Here is a 16,113-nt window from a genome sequence, read left to right on the forward strand (position 1 = left end):
CGCAACGCTGGCAAGGTTTCGAACCTTGACAGCGTTAAGGCGAGATACATCCGCATAAATAATCAAATTAATCTCATTAAATTGAAAGTCTTAATGTGCTGGCACTATGAAAAAACTACTCTTACTATTTTTATTCCCCTTAAGCCTTTTTGCTCAAGATAGACCTTATGGTAAATTATGGGCTACTCGTTCGGAAGTTATTGCCCAAAATGGCATGGCGGCTACTTCTCATCCATTATCTACCCAAGCAGCTTTAGATGTATTAAAAGCTGGAGGAAATGCCATTGATGCAGCCATTGCCGCCAATGCAATGGAAGGTGTCGTTGAACCTCATGTGAATGGAATAGGGGGCGACTTATTTGCCATCGTTTGGGATGCCAAAACAAAAAAACTGTATGGTTTAAATGGTTCAGGCAGATCTCCTAAATCATTGACCTTGGCCGAATTGAAAAAACGTGGATTGAAACACATTCCTAGTGTGGGACCTCTTCCAGTAAGCGTACCTGGATGCGTCGACGCCTGGTTTGAGCTACATAAGAAATTTGGTTCGATGCCCATGTCTAAAGTGCTAGAAAAGGCAGTATCCTATGCTAGAAATGGCTTTCCTGTTCATGGGGAATTTGCCTCTGCCTTGCAGCGCGTAGAAGCAAACTACGGACGCTTTCCTAATGTTGCGCAGCATTACTATCCCAACGGCAAAGCGCCTGTGGTCGGTGATGTGTTTAAAAACCCTAACCTAGCCAATACCTTAGAGAGAATTGGAAAGGAAGGTCGTGATGCTTTTTACAAAGGCGAGATGGCCAGAACCATGGATGCTTTCATGAAGAAAAACGGCGGTTTCTTGAGCTATGAAGATTTAGCCACACATACGTCTACTTGGATCGATCCAGTATCGGTAAATTACCGAGGTTTTGATGTTTGGGAATTACCTCCCAATGGACAAGGTATAGCAGCTTTGCAAATGTTGAATATTTTGGAAGGATACGATTTCTCTAAAATCAAACATGGTAGTGCAGAACATATTCACTTGTTTACTGAAGCCAAGAAATTGGTATTTGAGGACCGAGCTAAATACTATGCTGATCCGGAATTTGCTAAAATTCCTGTGGCTAATTTAATTTCCAAATCTTATGCGGCAGAGCGAAGAAAATTGATTCAAGCAAATCGTGCTGCGAAGCATTATGATGCAGGTAATCCTGCATTAAAAGATGGGGATACTATTTATTTGACCATCGCCGATAAAGATGGCAACATGGTTTCTTTGATTCAAAGTAATTACCGCGGTTTTGGTTCAGGAATGATGCCTGATGGATTAGGTTTTATGTTTCAAGATCGTGGGGAAATGTACAGTTTGAATGAAGGAGAAAACAATACTTTCGCCCCAGGAAAACGTCCTTTTCATACCATTATTCCGGCTTTTGTTACCAAAGACGGACAACCTTTTATGAGCTTTGGAGTAATGGGTGGCGCTTTTCAACCAATGGGTCATGTGCAGATTGTCATGAACGTAGTAGATTTTGGTATGAATATTCAAGAAGCAGGCGATGCTCCAAGATTAAATCATGAAGGCTCTTCTGAACCAACGGGTGAAGCCATGGAATTGACAGGAGGAACGATCACTTTGGAAAGTGGATATCCTTATGAAGTCATTCGAGAATTATTACAAAAAGGACATCAAGTAGGTTTCATGAATGGAATCTATGGAGGCTATCAGGCTATTCGTTGGGATCCTATCAGAAAAGTATATTTTGGTGCGTCGGAGTCTAGAAAAGATGGACAAGCCGCAGGTTATTAAATTATATCCATGGTTATTTTAGCAAAACGTGTTTTTACAGGTCATGAGTGGTTGGTGAATCAACAAATCCATGTACACCAAGGCCGCATCCAAGAAATTAAATCAGTAGAAGGAGATCTACAAGGAAGTGGTTTTGTTTGTGCCGGATTCATTGATTTACAAGTCTATGGAGGAGGAGAGCTCTTGTTTTCCAACCATCCAACGGAAGCATCCATTGCCAAGACCTTTGAAGAACATCACAAAACGGGGACTACTCATTTTCAGATTACGTTAAATTGTTCTCCCAAAGAAACCATGTGGAAGGCCATTGACTCTTGTAAAGCCTATTTGGCCAAAGGAGGAAAAGGTTTAATTGGATTGCATTTGGAAGGGCCATTTTTTAATCCCATCCGAAAGGGAGCACACAAAGAAGAATTTGTCCAAAAGCCCAGTGTGGAGTACATCCAAGAAATTGTACAGCGTGCCGGAGATTTGCCGATTTACATGACCATTGCTCCTGAAATGTTTTCTGAGGAGGAATTGGACTATATCATCAAAAGCCCCATTATGGTGTCTCTAGGGCATTCTGATGCGACTATTGATCAAGCCAATCAGGCCTTAGCCAAAGGGGCGAATCGGATAACTCATTTATTTAATGCCATGTCTCAGTGGCAAAGTCGGGCCCTAGGTTTAGTCGGAGCAAGCTTTTCGAGCGAGGCATGGACTAGTATCATTGTGGATGGCTTGCACTGTGATTTTCGTTCGGTAAAATTGGCCAAGGAATTGAAAAAACACCGTTTATTTTTGATTACAGATGCCGTTACACATGATGTGTCAGGCCCTTATTTATTTGATAAAAAGGATGGTAAATTTTCTAATGAGACTGGCACTCTTTCTGGCTCAGCTTTAACGATGGAACTGGCCATTCAGAACTGCGTGCATCAGGTGGGAATGGATGTGGAGGAGGCAATTCGCATGGCCACGCTTTATCCAGCTAAAGTAGCCAATTTAGAACAAGATTTGGGTACGATTGAAGTGGGTAAAAAAGCCTGCTTGATACATATGAGTGATGATTTAAAAGTCCAACAAGTATGGTTGGATGGAGAACCTTTGATGGATTAATATGATTAGCTTTCCTTCCAAACAAGCGCAAGTTCAAACCACTATTTTTACAAAAATGTCGGCTCTGGCAGCGGAACATGGGGCTTTGAATTTATCCCAAGGCTTTCCAGGATTTGATTGTTCCGAGGAACTTCAGGCTTTATTGGCTTTTTATTCTAAAGGTCATAATCAATATGCCCCCATGGCTGGTGTACCCGTTTTTAAGCAAAGTATTGCTGATAAAACCAGTCTTTTTTATGGCATTGATCTAGACGCGAGTAAAGAAGTCACCGTTGTTTCAGGTGCTACCGAAGCTTTGTTTTGTGCCATTCATTGTTGCGTGTTTCCAGGCGATGAAGTCATCATGTTTGACCCAAGCTACGATGCCTATGATCCCGCTGTTCGATTGGCAGGAGGAATTCCTATACATTTGTCCATGGATGCCAAAAACGGCTTCCAAATTGATTGGGAAGAGTTGGCGCGTACGATTACTCCTAAAACTCGGGCTATCATGGTCAATAGTCCACATAATCCTACAGGATCCATTTGGACTGAAAATGATTTAGAGGCATTGGCCGAAATAGTGAAAGGAACCAACATTCTGATTATTTCCGATGAGGTGTATGAACACATTGTTTTTGATGGACAAAAACATTACTCTGTATTACTCCACCCAGAGCTTCGTCAACGGAGTTTTGTTTGTGGTTCTTTTGGGAAAACCTATCACATTACGGGCTGGAAGATTGGGTATTGTTTAGCCCCAGAATACCTGACTAAGGAGTTCCAAAAATTGCATCAATGGGTGACTTTTTCCAGTGCTACTCCTTTGCAATATGCCTTGTCTGACTATTTGAAAGAACCCTCCCATTATTTAGGCCTTTCGGATTTTTACCAAAGAAAGAGGGATTTATTTGCCTCGGCTTTTGAAGGCAGTAAATGGAAATTATTACCCAGCCATGGGAGCTTTTTCCAATGCATGGACTACCAGGAAATTAGTGATGAAAAGGATGTGGATTTGGCAGAAAGATTGACCAAAGAAATCAAAGTAGCCTCCATTCCCATTTCGGTATTTTATGAAAAAGCGCCTGGAGATACGATTTTACGTTTTTGTTTTGCCAAATCAGATGAGGTATTATTAGAAGCGGCACATCGATTGGTTCAATTATAGTTTCAAGCTTTCTCCTATTCGAACTAAATGAGTCGAAGCCTGCGTGATGGCCTCCTCTAAACTAATGGGTGGGACCAAAATGGGGTAAACCGGAATATGCTGCATGGATTCAGGTATTTTGTCCCTGTCTTGTAATCCTCCACATACTAAAATAATGGGTTTTTGAAGTGTTTGGCTGTGTTGAATGACAGTGGAGATTAATTTCCCTTCCCAAGATTGTACATCGATTTTCCCCTCACCACTGATGATAACGTCGGCTTGGGAGGCATGTTGATCAAAAGCAACTAAATCCAATATCCAAGCAGAAGCTAAATGTATGCTTGCCTGTAGAAAGAACATGGCTCCTGCCCCTAATCCTCCTGCAGCTCCTGCCCCTGGGCTTTGAGCGATTTCATTATTGGGGAAGAATGTCGACATATTAATTAAACCATTGTTTAACTGTCTAATCATTTCTTCGTCAGCTCCTTTTTGCTTGGCAAAAACGTGCGCTGCTCCTTGTGCCCCATGTAGTACATTGCGCACATCGGTGGCCACTTGAAACTGAATTTGCCTTAATTTGTTTTCAATTGGACTAGGAATGATTTGGCGGATATGCACCAAATTTTCACCTTTAGGAGCTAATTCATTTCCTTGCTCATCTAAAAAAAGAAATCCCAATGCTGCGGCCATTCCCATGCCTGCATCATTGGTAGCGGAGCCTCCAACTGTTACAGTGATTTGTTTAGCTCCCAGTTTCAAGGCGTGTAGGATAAGTTCTCCTGTACCAAAAGTGCTGGTTACCCCAGGGTTTCGCTCTTCTTTTTTAAGTAATTCTATTCCAGATGCGCGCGACATTTCAATGAAGGCATGCTGCCTATCCTTTACCCATAAATAAGGGGCTTCGATATTTCGAAAAAGAGGATCTTTTACCATGACCTTTACCCATTCTCCTCCGAAAATTTCTTGGATAACATCCAAGGTTCCTTCCCCTCCATCGGCCAAGGGCAAAGACTGAATGATAGCCTCAGGATAGGACTTTTTAATCCCTTGAGCTAAGGCCTGACAGACTTCTGCCGCGGTAAGGGAATCTTTAAATTTATCAGGGCAAAGTAATACGCGCATCACATGAATTTGAGTTGAATTTACCAACAATTTGCCTAAATCCATGAATTTATTCCTTAGAGCTTTCTCGTCGGGAATCCTTTCTGTATTTTTGGCTTTTCAAATAGAGCCCTATGTCTTCATCATTCCGATTTTATTGCTTTTTTGTGTTGCTAGGGCTATTGACGTCCTGTACCAAACAGCCTGATTTAACGGGTTTTGATGTAGAAAAATTTGTGCAAGATGAAGCAGGTTGTCAAGGAAATAGAGCCTCACAAATAGCTTGGTTAAAAACCCACAAAGAGAATTTAAAGGGGGTGAGTTCCAACGACATCGAGGATATTTTAGGTAAACCTGATATCCAACAGTTGGCCGATCGCAATCAAGAATACTATGTGTATTTCTTAGAAAAAGGACCACACTGTGATAAAATCACCAATCCTTCACAAGCCTATTGCATGGCTTTTCGATTCAGTGCCATTGGATTGGCTACGGAAATCACTTTTCAAAATGGTTTGCCTTGATTATTTGGTAAACCAACCCACTATTGTACTGGAGAAACTTACGATAAAGCTGAAGATTAGTGGAGCTACAAATCCGCTTACCTGAAATCCAGGAACATAAAGTTCCGTCAAGTAAACTATTGCCACGTTGATCACTAAAGAAAACAAACCTAATGTCAAGAAGGTGATGGGGAAACTGATGATGTGTAGGAAGGGCTTAACAAAAGAGTTTAGAAAGCCCATGACCAATGCCACAAGAAGCGCTGTGGTGAATCCATCCACTACAATGCCTTTTAGATAGCGAGGAATGATTAGAATCACTCCAGCAATGATGATGTAACGAATGATGAATCCAATCATGTTATTTAGCGTGTCTTTGTTGTAGCAATTTAACAATTTCTTCTAATCCAATACCTCGATCTTCTAGCAATACCAATAAGTGGAAAACTAAATCGGCAGCTTCGCCCTTGAATAATTCATCATTATTAGACATGGCTTCAATCACCAATTCCACGGCTTCTTCTCCCACTTTTTGCGCTACTTTATTGGTGCCTTTTTGGAATAAAGATGCGGTATAGGAAGTGTCAGCAGAAGCTCCTTTTCTAGAACGAATGATGTGTTTTAAATAATCTAGCCAAGCTGCGTTATCTTGATTGGAGGTATTGAAACAAGTATCTGCACCTGTATGACAAGCTGGGCCTACGGGATCCACTTGGATTAATAAGGTGTCTTGGTCACAATCCAACAAGATGTTTTTAACATGAAAGAAATTGCCCGAAGTTTCACCTTTAGTCCATAAGCGCTCTTTTGAACGGGAATAAAAAGTAACAATATTATCGGCCTGTGTTTTGAAATAGGCTTCCTCGTTCATATATCCAAGCATTAATACTTGCAAGGTGGAGGCATCCTGAATAACAGCAGGTAGTAATCCTTTAGAAAAATCGGGGCTTGAGTTCATTTTATTAAAAATTCTTGTGAATTTATTAAATACGCATCGGAATTCCTTTGCTGGCTAGGTAATTCTTTAAATCTAATATGGCTATTTCTTTGAAGTGAAAAATACTGGCCGCTAAGCCTGCATCTGCTTTTCCTTCCGTAAATACCTCATAAAAGTGTTCCATAGTTCCAGCTCCACCTGATGCAATAATTGGGATAGATGAATTGCCTGAAATGGTGGAGGTAAGTGCATTGGCAAAACCTGCTTTGGTTCCGTCAGCGTCCATACTGGTCAATAAGATTTCCCCTGCTCCTCTATTTTCTACTTCTTTGGCCCAAGGGATGGTTTGAATTTCGGTAATTTTTCTACCTCCATGTGTATGTACCCAATCGGTCCCATTCACCCAACGTGTATCAATGGCCACAATAATACATTGTGAGCCAAATTGTAAGGCTAATTCATCAATTAAATCGGGATTTCTAACAGCTGAAGAATTGATGGACACTTTGTCTGCACCAGCATTTAATAAGGCTGAAACATCTTGAATGGAGGATATTCCACCACCAACTGTAAATGGAATATTGACATGTCTAGCCACTTCACGAACCAAATTAACTAAGGTTTTTCGGTCATCTACCGTAGCCGTGATATCCAAAAATACCAATTCATCTGCCCCTTCTTGAGCATACAAGGCTCCGAGTTCTACGGGATCTCCCGCATCTCGCAAATCCACAAAGTTGGTTCCTTTAACAGTTCTACCATCTTTAATGTCCAAACAAGGAATAATTCTTTTGGTTAGCATGTAGATTCTTTGGCAAAGGTGGCTAATTCAGCTAAACTAATTCGTCCTTCATAAAAGGCTTTTCCAACAATCACGCCAAATATATTCATGTCGCGCAGTCGGTATAAATCATCTAAACAAGCCACCCCGCCACTGGCAATGAGCTGTAATTCGGGTTCTTGTGCTTGAATCTTTTCGTATAAATCAAAACTTGGTCCTTGTAAAAGACCATCTTTAGCCACATCCGTAGAAATGACATATTTCACACCTGCCGCACAGTAATCTTTCAAGAAATCAAAGATGGATATATTGGAATTTTCTTGCCAACCCGACACGGCAATTTGCTCATGTTGGGCATCGGCTCCTAAAATGATTTTATCGGGACCATATTTTTTTAACCAAGCTCTCACTAATTCGGGCTGCCTCACGGCTATACTTCCTGCTGTAATTTGTTTGGCACCAGCAGAAAAAGCCATATCAATCATTTCATCAGATTGAACTCCACCACCAAAATCAATATGTAGATTGGTTCCATGGGCAATTCTTTCCAATACATGTGCATTGACAATTTTTTTGGCTTTAGCTCCGTCTAAATCTACCAAATGCAATCGTTGGATTCCTGCTCCTTCAAATTCTTTCGCAATCTCCAATGGGTCAGAATGGTATACCTTTTTTTGAGCATAATCACCCTGGGTCAAGCGTACACATTGGCCTCCAATTAAGTCTATGGCAGGAATAAGTTGGAACATCATTTATAAAGCGAGAAAATTTTCAATAATTCGTTGGCCTGCCATTCCACTAATTTCAGCGTGGAACTGGGCAGCATAAAAATTGTCCTGGTGAAGCATCGCTGAAAATGGCTGAACGTAGTCACAAACGGCGGTTGTTAAGGAATTCAAGGGAACATAAAAAGAGTGAACAAAATATACGAATTCCTCTTTTTTTAAGCCTTTCATCAAAGGGTTGTCTTGATTGGCATGAATGGAATTCCATCCCACATGTGGGATTTTCAATTCATGGGATTGAAAGCGTTTAACCTCCACATCAAATACACCCATGCAAGTAGTATCATTTTCTTCTGAATGCTTACACAGTAATTGCATACCAATGCAAGTGGCCAAAACAGGTTGTTTTAATTGAGGTATAAGCAGGTCTAGGCCTTTTTCTTTCAAATGGGCCATCGCTGTACTTGCCTCACCCACACCCGGAAAGATTACTTTATCTGCTTGGCGCAACATTGCTTCATCGTCAGTCCAAGTATACGGCACCCCGATTCGATCGAGTGCGTACATCACGGAGGCAACATTCCCTGCATTGTATTTAACGATGGCAATTTCCATGGGCTTTCTTTCTGGGTAAATAGCCTTGCAAAGGTAGGCAAATAGGCTGGATTATGAAATTCCCCTATCTTTGTTGTTCCATCTATTTCCACATGCGCTTCCGGAAAAAACTTTTTTTTGAAATTGCTTACCTGCTGTGGATGGGTTTATTACCCTTTATTTCTAGTCTTGCTTTAGGCTATTTGGCGGTTTCTAATCCAAGCTTTTTTTTGAATTTAAGCCTAAGCCAACAAGTGCTATTTTGGATATCCACCGTATTTGTGATGGGTTTAGCATTATGCCCTACGACTTTTTTGGCGATGTTTGTAGGCTATATTTGGGGTTTTCAAGGTATTTGGCCATTGATTGTAGCTTATAGCTTAGCTTCTATACTAGGTTTTGGAATGGCCAAATTGTGGAAAGGACATGCCATGATTCGATGGATTAAACGCACGAAAAAAGGAGCTCAGTTTTTGTCTAATGTACAGGCTCAGTCCTTTTCTTGGGTTTTTCTGGCCCGACTTTCGCCCATCTTCCCCTTTGCGATAACCAATGCCATGATGTCTTTTTTGGGGGTAAGTTTTCTGGATTTTTGTTTGGCAGGGATGATTGGGATGTTACCTCGTACGGCATTGGCTGTTTGGACAGGTACTCAAGCTAAGAGCTGGGAATATCTGCTGCATCATCCGGAGTCATTTTCCTGGCAAGATGGAGCTAGTTTAGTTTTATTGGTTTTATCAGGACTGGGAATGTACTTTCTGGCCAGAAGACAGGTCAAAGCCTAGGCTGTAGGGTCTCCTTTCTTAAATTGAAAGAAATGTGAGATATAAGGCGTAAATTTGTCTTTCCTATTCCATCTTCGGAAGAGGCATCATTTTAATCAAACTATTTTGACATTTAAAGAATTAGGTCTGGCCGACAGCCTTTTAGCAGGAATCGATTCCATGGGCTACAAGACCGCTACTCCCGTACAATCGCAAGTGATAAAGCCAATTTTGGAAGGGAGAGATATTATTGCTTCAGCTCAAACTGGTACAGGTAAAACGGCAGCATTTTTGCTACCTATTGTGAATAAAATCATTACCGAACCGCATGCTGAAAACCAAATCAATGCCTTAATTATAGTTCCTACTCGTGAATTGGCTATACAAATCGCTGATAACATGGAGGGTTTAGGATATTTTACCAATGTTTCCTGTATTGCCGTATATGGCGGAGGGGATGGGAAATCTTTTACGACTGAAAAAACAGCCTTAACCAGCGGTTGTGATATTGTTGTTTGTACGCCAGGTAGAATGATTGCTCACTTAAATATGGGTTATGTCAATCTCAAAGAGGTAAAGTATTTAGTGCTAGATGAAGCTGACAGAATGCTAGATATGGGCTTCCAAGATGATTTAATCAAAATCACCTCCTTTTTAAGTCCAGAGCGCCAAAACCTATTATTTTCTGCCACTATGCCACACAAAATGCGGGAATTGGCCAGAAAACTATTGAAGAATCCAGTAGAAATTAATATTGCCGTTTCGAAACCCCCTGAGCAAATTGTTCAAGAAGCCTTTGTTGTCTTTGAAGAACAAAAATCTCCTCTGATTAAGCATTTGTTACGCTTGAAGGACTATAGTCGAGTGATTATTTTTTGTTCCAGAAAACAAAATGTAAAAACACTTACAAACGACTTAAAAAGGGCCAAATTCAAGGTGGAGGAAATCCATTCAGATTTGGAACAAGATGTAAGAGAGCAAGTTCTACAAGATTTTAGAAATAAAAAGACAACGATTTTGGTGGCTACTGATATTTTAAGTCGGGGTATTGACATCGACGAGATAGAATTAGTGATCAATTATGACGTACCCAACGACGGGGAGGATTATATCCACCGCATTGGACGTACGGCTCGTGCCGAAAGTCAAGGTACCGCATATACTTTAATCAGTCCTGCTGAACAAAGAAAATTTGCTGGTATTGAGCGATTATTGGAAAAAGAAGTCATCAAATCCCCCATTCCGGAAGAATTTGGAGCTGGTCCCGCTTATGAGCCAGCCTTACAAAAGGCCGGCGATAAGGGGCGAAATTTTTCTGGTCCTAAAAAAGGAGGCAAGAAATTCTGGGGGAAAAAGAAAAAGTAAAGGCTTATTTCTGAGCCTTTACTCCTGTTGTTCCTCCTTGTGCTAAAGTGATATCAACGGGTACATTGGACTTCCAACTTCCTCGTGTAAAATCAGGGACATTCATGGAGCGAGATCTGTTTTTAACGGACATCTCACTTAATGGTCCAATAGAGCTCCAGGCAGCTGCATCATAAACGTTTTGATCCAAAGGCAATCCATTGCGTAGGCAATCAATCAGGCGCCAATCCATCATAAAGTCCATTCCACCATGCCCGCCAATTTGCTTGGCTAATTCACCAATCTTAGCGACAATCGGAGGGGCATATTTTTTCTCCAATTCAGCCATTTCTGCAGCCGATATCCAATTGTGATGGTGGTCTGAAATTTTCGCATCCGGATATTTGACAGCCATACCTTTGGTCCCGCTCAATAAGTGAATACGAGAATATGGTCGTGGAGTAGAAACGTCGTGTTGTACCATCATCGTTTTGCCTTTTATGGTTCGGATGGTGGTGGTATTCATGTTTCCACGGAAACTCTTATTCGTGAATTGTTGGTAGAAAGGGTCCTTGGCTGCCAATTCCACAGCACGGGGGTGCATGGAGAAATCATTGGTTGACGTAGATACCAAATAATCCATTTGATCTCCTCTGTTGATATCCAATAATTGACAAATAGGTCCTAATCCGTGTGTTGGATATAGATTACCATTGCGTAGATTTTCTTTCAATCTCCAGCTTTGGTAATAGGTACTTTGGGTGAAATTATGATCTAATAAATCATGTAAATAAGCTCCTTCAGCATGGATGATTTCGCCAAAATATCCCTGACGTGCCATGTTGAGGGTCAATAATTCAAAGAAGTCATAACAACAGTTCTCCAGCATCATACAATGCTTTTTCGTCTTTTCTGATGTCTCAACCAATTGCCAGCATTCTTCCAAAGTTGTGGCTGCAGGAACTTCCACGGCCACATGTTTTCCTTGTTTCATGGCATAAACGGCCATTGGGGTATGTAAATGCCAAGGAGTAGCGATGTAGATCAAATCAATATCAGGGCGGTCGCACATGGCTTTCCAGGCTTCCTCTTTTTCAGTATAAACAATGGGCTGAATTCCCATTTTACCAAGAGCATTGAGGGCTGCATCCGACTTTTCTTTTCTGATATCACACACGGCGATGGTCTTTACTCCATCGATGCGATTAACTCGGGTGATTGCACCAGAACCACGGTTTCCTAATCCAATAAATCCAATGCGGACTGTTTCAATTTTAGGGGCTGCATAGCCCGACATATTAAAAACTTGTTTTCCTTGTTCTACCTGCATGCTGGTAGCCAAGTCTTTGATTTCCCATTTGGCAGATCCGCCTAAGGCGGCTAATCCACTTAGTTTGAGAAAATCTCTTCGATTATTATTCATAGTTAAAATAGGTTTTTTGTCAAATTATATGGCTTGCGAGTCGATTACTTGAACCTTCCCCCACAGATGCTTGTTGTCATCGATGAACTTCTTGTGCAAAGGATGGTATAAATATTCTTTTTCTTTTTCGGCATCAGCAAAAGTCAATACCACAGAAAAAGTATAACTTCCCTCGGTAACAGGTTTGTCAAAATCCGTAATGATGGGTTTGCCAACATGGGCTGACTGTATCATCGGAAGACCTCCCAGTGATTTGAGGGCTTTGAATAGTTGGGTTTTTTCGGCTTCGTTGTTGGGGTTTTTAGCCCAAAACAATACATGGTGGATGAAGTTCATAGAAGGAGTAGCTGCTGAACCTGTTAGTGCTGAACCTGCGGCTAAAAGGCCAGATTGTTGTAAAAATTCGCGACGATTGTTCATGTGTTCATTTAAATTTAAACTCAAATTATTATAATTCAATTCTACCATGAAAAATTCAAAAATCAAAGTAATCGTAACGGGGGTTACCGGTATGGTGGGGGAAGGCGTCATGCATGAATGTTTACTTTCACCTCATGTGGAAGAAGTATTGGTCATTAGTCGCCGTCCATCAGGCAAATCTCATCCGAAATTAAAAGAGATTATTTTGAAGGATTTTTATCAAACGGAAGAGTTAGAAGATCAAGTAAAGGGATATGATGCATGTTATTTTTGTTTAGGAGTTACTTCCATTGGCAAAAATGAGGCGGAGTATACCAAATTGACCTACGACTTAACTTTGGGTTTTGCTAAATCCTTAGAAAAACATAATCCCGAATTAACGTTTGTTTATGTATCGGGTAAAAGCACAGATTCCACAGAAAAAGGAAGTTTGATGTGGGCTAGAGTCAAAGGAAAGACAGAAAATGATCTTAAGAAATTACATTTTAAATCGGCTTATGCATTTAGACCTGGAATGATTCATCCTACCCCAGGCTTGCAACATGCTTTACCGTTTTATAAATATATTAATTGGATGTACCCATTTTTACGTTGGGCAGCTCCGAATATGGTATGTACTTTGAAGGAGTTAGGGCAAGCAATGTTGGCAGTTACGATTCAGGGTTATGACAAAACCACCATAGAAGTGGTAGATATTGTTCATTTAGCAAAAGTTCTCGAGGAGGAATAGCCAATTTTTTCCCTGAATTTGGCTAATTTTATAGGAAATAAATGTAATACCGTGAATAAGAAAGTTGTACTAATGATATTAGATGGTTGGGGCATTGCTACCAACCCCAAGGTTTCTGCCATAGATGCAGCCAATATCCCTTTTGTTAAATCTTTGTATACTCAATACCCTCATTCTAAATTGGAGGCGTCTGGTTTAGCTGTTGGCCTTCCTGAAGGTCAAATGGGGAACTCAGAAGTTGGTCATATGAACTTAGGGGCTGGTCGTATTGTCTACCAAAATTTGGTTAGGATTAATAAAGCAGTGACTGAAAATACCTTAGGTCAAGAGCCTGAACTAGCGAAAGCTTTCGAATATGCTAAAAAAGAAGGTAAAGCAGTGCACTTCATGGGTCTTGTTTCTGACGGTGGTGTTCACGCACATATTGAGCATTTAAAGTCTTTATTAAGTACAGCTCAAGAAGCACAATTGCCACAAGTTTTTGTTCATGCGTTTACGGATGGACGAGATACTGATCCTAAGTCTGGATTGAAGTTCATGACAGATTTAGTTCAACATTGTGATAAGACTGGCGCTCATGTAGCCTCCGTTACTGGCCGTTATTTTGCTATGGACCGTGATAACCGTTGGGAGCGTGTAGCTTTAGCTTACCATGCTATGGTTAATGCAGAAGGTCATTTAACGCAAGATGTCATTCAGTCCATAAAGGATAGTTATGCTGCTGATGTAACAGATGAATTTATTAAACCAATCATTGCAACGGATGCCCAAGGTACTCCACTGGCTAAAATATCTGAAGGAGATGTGGTGATTTGTTTCAATTTCCGTACTGACCGTGGACGGGAAATAACGCAAGCTTTAACGCAGAAAGATTTCCATGAGGAAAATATGCATCGTTTGAACTTGTATTATTTGACTATGACAGAATACGACAAAGAGTTTAATAACGTGCATGTCATATTCAATGATTCTAACTTACCGATGACCTTAGGTGAGGTGTTAGAAGGAGCGGGTAAAAAGCAAATTCGTATTGCAGAAACAGAAAAGTATCCACACGTTACCTTTTTCTTTTCAGGAGGTCGTGAGACGCCGTTTGTGGGTCAAACGAATATTTTAAGAAATTCTCCTAAGGTGGCAACCTATGATTTACAGCCTGAAATGTCAGCTGCTGATTTAAGGGATGCTTTGATTCCAGAATTGGAAAAAGAAGAAGTTGATTTTGTGTGTTTGAATTTTGCTAATCCAGATATGGTGGGTCATACAGGTGTTTTCCCTGCTGTGGTTAAGGCAGTAGAAACTGTAGACCAATGTGCAGAGGCAGTTGTGAAAGCAGGTTTAGCTCATGGCTATAGTTTTATCATCATTGCTGATCATGGAAATGCTGATGTGATGATTAATGAAGATGGTTCACCGAATACGGCACACTCCACTAATTTAGTCCCGTGTATTTTAGTCGATGCACATGACCACCCTACCTTGTCAAACGGAAAGTTAGGTGATATTGCCCCTACGATCTTAAAGTTAATGGGAGTAGAGCAACCTAAAGAAATGACAGGAGTTGCGTTATTTTAATTAATTTCTGTCACATTTACGTTTTTGTATTTGAATCATTGGATCGATTGAATATATGGGAAAGGTTATCATTTTTGGAAATACACAGTCAGCCGAGTTAGCTTTATATTATTTACAAAATGACAGTGAGCATGAAGTAGCAGGTTTCACTGTGGAAGAACAGTATATTAAAGAGCCCGAATTTCATGGATTGCCATTAGTGCCATTTGAAACGGTAGAAAAGCAATTCTCACCTTCGGAATACTTGTTTTTTGCGCCTATGACAGCGGCTGGGATGAATCAAGTTCGGGCAAGGGTGTATGAGCAAGGTTTAGAAAAAGGGTATAAATACATTTCCTATATCAGTTCTCGTGCCACCGTTTTGACGGATAAAATTGGAGAAAACTGTTTCATTTTGGAAGATAATACGATTCAGCCCTATGTGCAGATTGGAAACAACTGTGTGTTATGGTCGGGCAACCACATTGGACATCATAGTCGTATTGGGAATCATGTATTTTTCACTTCCCAAATAGTCCTTTCTGGTAATTGTCAAGTGAATGACTATTGTTTCTTTGGCGTTAATGCTACTATTCGTGATAGCTCAGTAATTGGCGAAGGAACCTTCGTTAGTATGGGAGCTACGGTCATGAAACAAAGAACTGATCCTTGGAGTGTTTGGAAGGGAAATGCTGCGGAGAAATCAACGATTTCCAGTAAGGATTTGAAGTTTTAATTTCCTAACGCTGGCAAGGTTCCAAACCTTGACAGCGTTGTGGAAAACGATTCAGATTTAACCATATTGTCCAAGAAATTGATAATCAAAATTAACGAATACAAATCTTATCTTATCGGTAAAGACATAAAAAAAGCTCCCATTTGCTGGGAGCTTTTTTTGTTAGGGTTCCAAAGGTTTATTTTCTTCATCGACGATGACAAAAATATCTTCATTGGGTCGTTTCATTAGATATTTTTCACGCGCATATTTTTCCAACAAGGCTGGGTTTCCGACCACCATTCGGCGTTCTTTTTCCAATTCTTTTAATTTTTGTTGGTAAAAGGCTTTCTCATTCTTCATCACTCTAAGTTCGTTCCAAAGACGGTATTGTACCCGAAGGTCATTAGTATCTAAAAAGAACATCCAAACTAGCATTATACTAGTAGAGATTACATAGAAGCGATATTTTCCAAGAAAAAGCCCTTTAACGCGATCCATGA

General features: G+C 40.5%; 18 protein-coding genes. 9 read left to right on the forward strand and 9 right to left on the reverse strand.

The window, feature by feature from the left end:
- Positions 1 to 106: 106 nt before the first annotated feature.
- The 3 genes from ggt to HME7025_RS01145 are packed head-to-tail and all read left to right on the forward strand — an operon-like array spanning position 107 to position 4,043.
- Entirely contained in the window at positions 107 to 1,795 is a 1,689-nt protein-coding gene (ggt, locus tag HME7025_RS01135) for a gamma-glutamyltransferase (protein WP_109321880.1), read from the forward strand.
- A gap of 9 nt (positions 1,796 to 1,804) precedes the next feature.
- Positions 1,805 to 2,896 carry an N-acetylglucosamine-6-phosphate deacetylase gene (gene nagA, locus HME7025_RS01140; RefSeq protein WP_109321881.1) on the forward strand — a complete coding sequence of 364 codons (1,092 nt, stop codon included), beginning with the start codon at positions 1,805 to 1,807 and terminating at the stop codon, positions 2,894 to 2,896.
- A 1-nt stretch (position 2,897) separates the two neighbouring features.
- Positions 2,898 to 4,043, forward strand: a complete 1,146-nt coding sequence (locus HME7025_RS01145) for a methionine aminotransferase (protein ID WP_109321882.1) — start codon at positions 2,898 to 2,900, stop codon at positions 4,041 to 4,043.
- On the opposite strand, the gene HME7025_RS01150 is transcribed toward HME7025_RS01145, so the two are convergent.
- On the reverse strand, positions 4,038 to 5,189 hold the full coding sequence (locus HME7025_RS01150; RefSeq protein ID WP_109321883.1) for a glycerate kinase: 1,152 nt from the start codon (positions 5,187 to 5,189) through the stop codon (positions 4,038 to 4,040). The genes HME7025_RS01145 and HME7025_RS01150 overlap by 6 nt on opposite strands.
- A 68-nt stretch (positions 5,190 to 5,257) precedes the next feature.
- On the opposite strand from HME7025_RS01150, the gene HME7025_RS01155 reads away from it, so the two are divergent.
- Complete coding sequence (locus HME7025_RS01155) at positions 5,258 to 5,647, forward strand: hypothetical protein (RefSeq protein WP_226998253.1); 390 nt, start codon at positions 5,258 to 5,260, stop codon at positions 5,645 to 5,647.
- Here the strand turns inward: HME7025_RS01155 and HME7025_RS01160 are convergent, their stop codons facing one another.
- Genes HME7025_RS01160 through hisH form a run of 5 tightly spaced genes read right to left on the reverse strand, consistent with a single transcriptional unit; the run spans position 5,648 to position 8,684 of the window.
- Positions 5,648 to 5,986, reverse strand: coding sequence for a phage holin family protein (locus HME7025_RS01160; protein WP_109321884.1), 339 nt, complete (start codon positions 5,984 to 5,986; stop codon positions 5,648 to 5,650).
- Position 5,987: 1 nt separating this feature from the next.
- Positions 5,988 to 6,584 carry a bifunctional phosphoribosyl-AMP cyclohydrolase/phosphoribosyl-ATP diphosphatase HisIE gene (hisIE, locus tag HME7025_RS01165; protein ID WP_109321885.1) on the reverse strand — a complete coding sequence of 199 codons (597 nt, stop codon included), beginning with the start codon at positions 6,582 to 6,584 and terminating at the stop codon, positions 5,988 to 5,990.
- A gap of 25 nt (positions 6,585 to 6,609) precedes the next feature.
- The gene (gene hisF / locus HME7025_RS01170) at positions 6,610 to 7,365 is read right to left on the reverse strand and encodes an imidazole glycerol phosphate synthase subunit HisF (protein ID WP_109321886.1); all 756 of its coding nucleotides are present in this window, start codon (positions 7,363 to 7,365) and stop codon (positions 6,610 to 6,612) included.
- Complete coding sequence (gene hisA / locus HME7025_RS01175; protein WP_109324891.1) at positions 7,359 to 8,093, reverse strand: 1-(5-phosphoribosyl)-5-[(5-phosphoribosylamino)methylideneamino]imidazole-4-carboxamide isomerase; 735 nt, start codon at positions 8,091 to 8,093, stop codon at positions 7,359 to 7,361. The genes hisF and hisA overlap by 7 nt, the downstream gene beginning before the upstream one ends.
- Before the next feature lie 3 nt (positions 8,094 to 8,096).
- Complete coding sequence (hisH, locus tag HME7025_RS01180; protein ID WP_109321887.1) at positions 8,097 to 8,684, reverse strand: imidazole glycerol phosphate synthase subunit HisH; 588 nt, start codon at positions 8,682 to 8,684, stop codon at positions 8,097 to 8,099.
- A gap of 92 nt (positions 8,685 to 8,776) precedes the next feature.
- Between hisH and HME7025_RS01185 the strand changes: the two genes are divergently transcribed.
- Positions 8,777 to 9,448: a TVP38/TMEM64 family protein gene (locus HME7025_RS01185; RefSeq protein ID WP_161956185.1), complete on the forward strand. Its 672-nt coding sequence runs from the start codon at positions 8,777 to 8,779 to the stop codon at positions 9,446 to 9,448.
- Between the two features lie 105 nt (positions 9,449 to 9,553).
- Complete coding sequence (locus tag HME7025_RS01190) at positions 9,554 to 10,792, forward strand: DEAD/DEAH box helicase (protein WP_109321889.1); 1,239 nt, start codon at positions 9,554 to 9,556, stop codon at positions 10,790 to 10,792.
- Positions 10,793 to 10,796: 4 nt separating this feature from the next.
- Here HME7025_RS01190 and HME7025_RS01195 read toward each other — a convergent pair whose 3' ends face one another.
- Both HME7025_RS01195 and HME7025_RS01200 read right to left on the reverse strand, forming a co-directional pair.
- Positions 10,797 to 12,194, reverse strand: coding sequence for a Gfo/Idh/MocA family protein (locus HME7025_RS01195; protein ID WP_109321890.1), 1,398 nt, complete (start codon positions 12,192 to 12,194; stop codon positions 10,797 to 10,799).
- Positions 12,195 to 12,218: 24 nt separating this feature from the next.
- On the reverse strand, positions 12,219 to 12,614 hold the full coding sequence (locus HME7025_RS01200) for a Dabb family protein (protein ID WP_161956186.1): 396 nt from the start codon (positions 12,612 to 12,614) through the stop codon (positions 12,219 to 12,221).
- 46 nt (positions 12,615 to 12,660) lie between these two features.
- On the opposite strand from HME7025_RS01200, the gene HME7025_RS01205 reads away from it, so the two are divergent.
- From HME7025_RS01205 to HME7025_RS01215, 3 genes are read left to right on the forward strand one after another with little or no spacing between them, the layout of a single operon-like run.
- Complete coding sequence (locus HME7025_RS01205; RefSeq protein ID WP_109321892.1) at positions 12,661 to 13,344, forward strand: NAD-dependent epimerase/dehydratase family protein; 684 nt, start codon at positions 12,661 to 12,663, stop codon at positions 13,342 to 13,344.
- Between the two features lie 51 nt (positions 13,345 to 13,395).
- Positions 13,396 to 14,916 (forward strand): 2,3-bisphosphoglycerate-independent phosphoglycerate mutase, encoded by a 1,521-nt coding sequence (gpmI, locus tag HME7025_RS01210; RefSeq protein WP_109324892.1) that lies wholly within the window; start codon positions 13,396 to 13,398, stop codon positions 14,914 to 14,916.
- Between the two features lie 55 nt (positions 14,917 to 14,971).
- Complete coding sequence (locus tag HME7025_RS01215; RefSeq protein WP_109321893.1) at positions 14,972 to 15,631, forward strand: acetyltransferase; 660 nt, start codon at positions 14,972 to 14,974, stop codon at positions 15,629 to 15,631.
- 162 nt (positions 15,632 to 15,793) lie between these two features.
- Here HME7025_RS01215 and HME7025_RS01220 read toward each other — a convergent pair whose 3' ends face one another.
- Positions 15,794 to 16,111: an FtsB family cell division protein gene (locus tag HME7025_RS01220; RefSeq protein WP_109321894.1), complete on the reverse strand. Its 318-nt coding sequence runs from the start codon at positions 16,109 to 16,111 to the stop codon at positions 15,794 to 15,796.
- Between the last annotated feature and the right edge of the window lie 2 nt (positions 16,112 to 16,113).

The organism is Aquirufa nivalisilvae (assembly GCF_003143535.1).
Taxonomy (GTDB): Bacteria; Bacteroidota; Bacteroidia; order Cytophagales; family Spirosomataceae; genus Aquirufa; species Aquirufa nivalisilvae.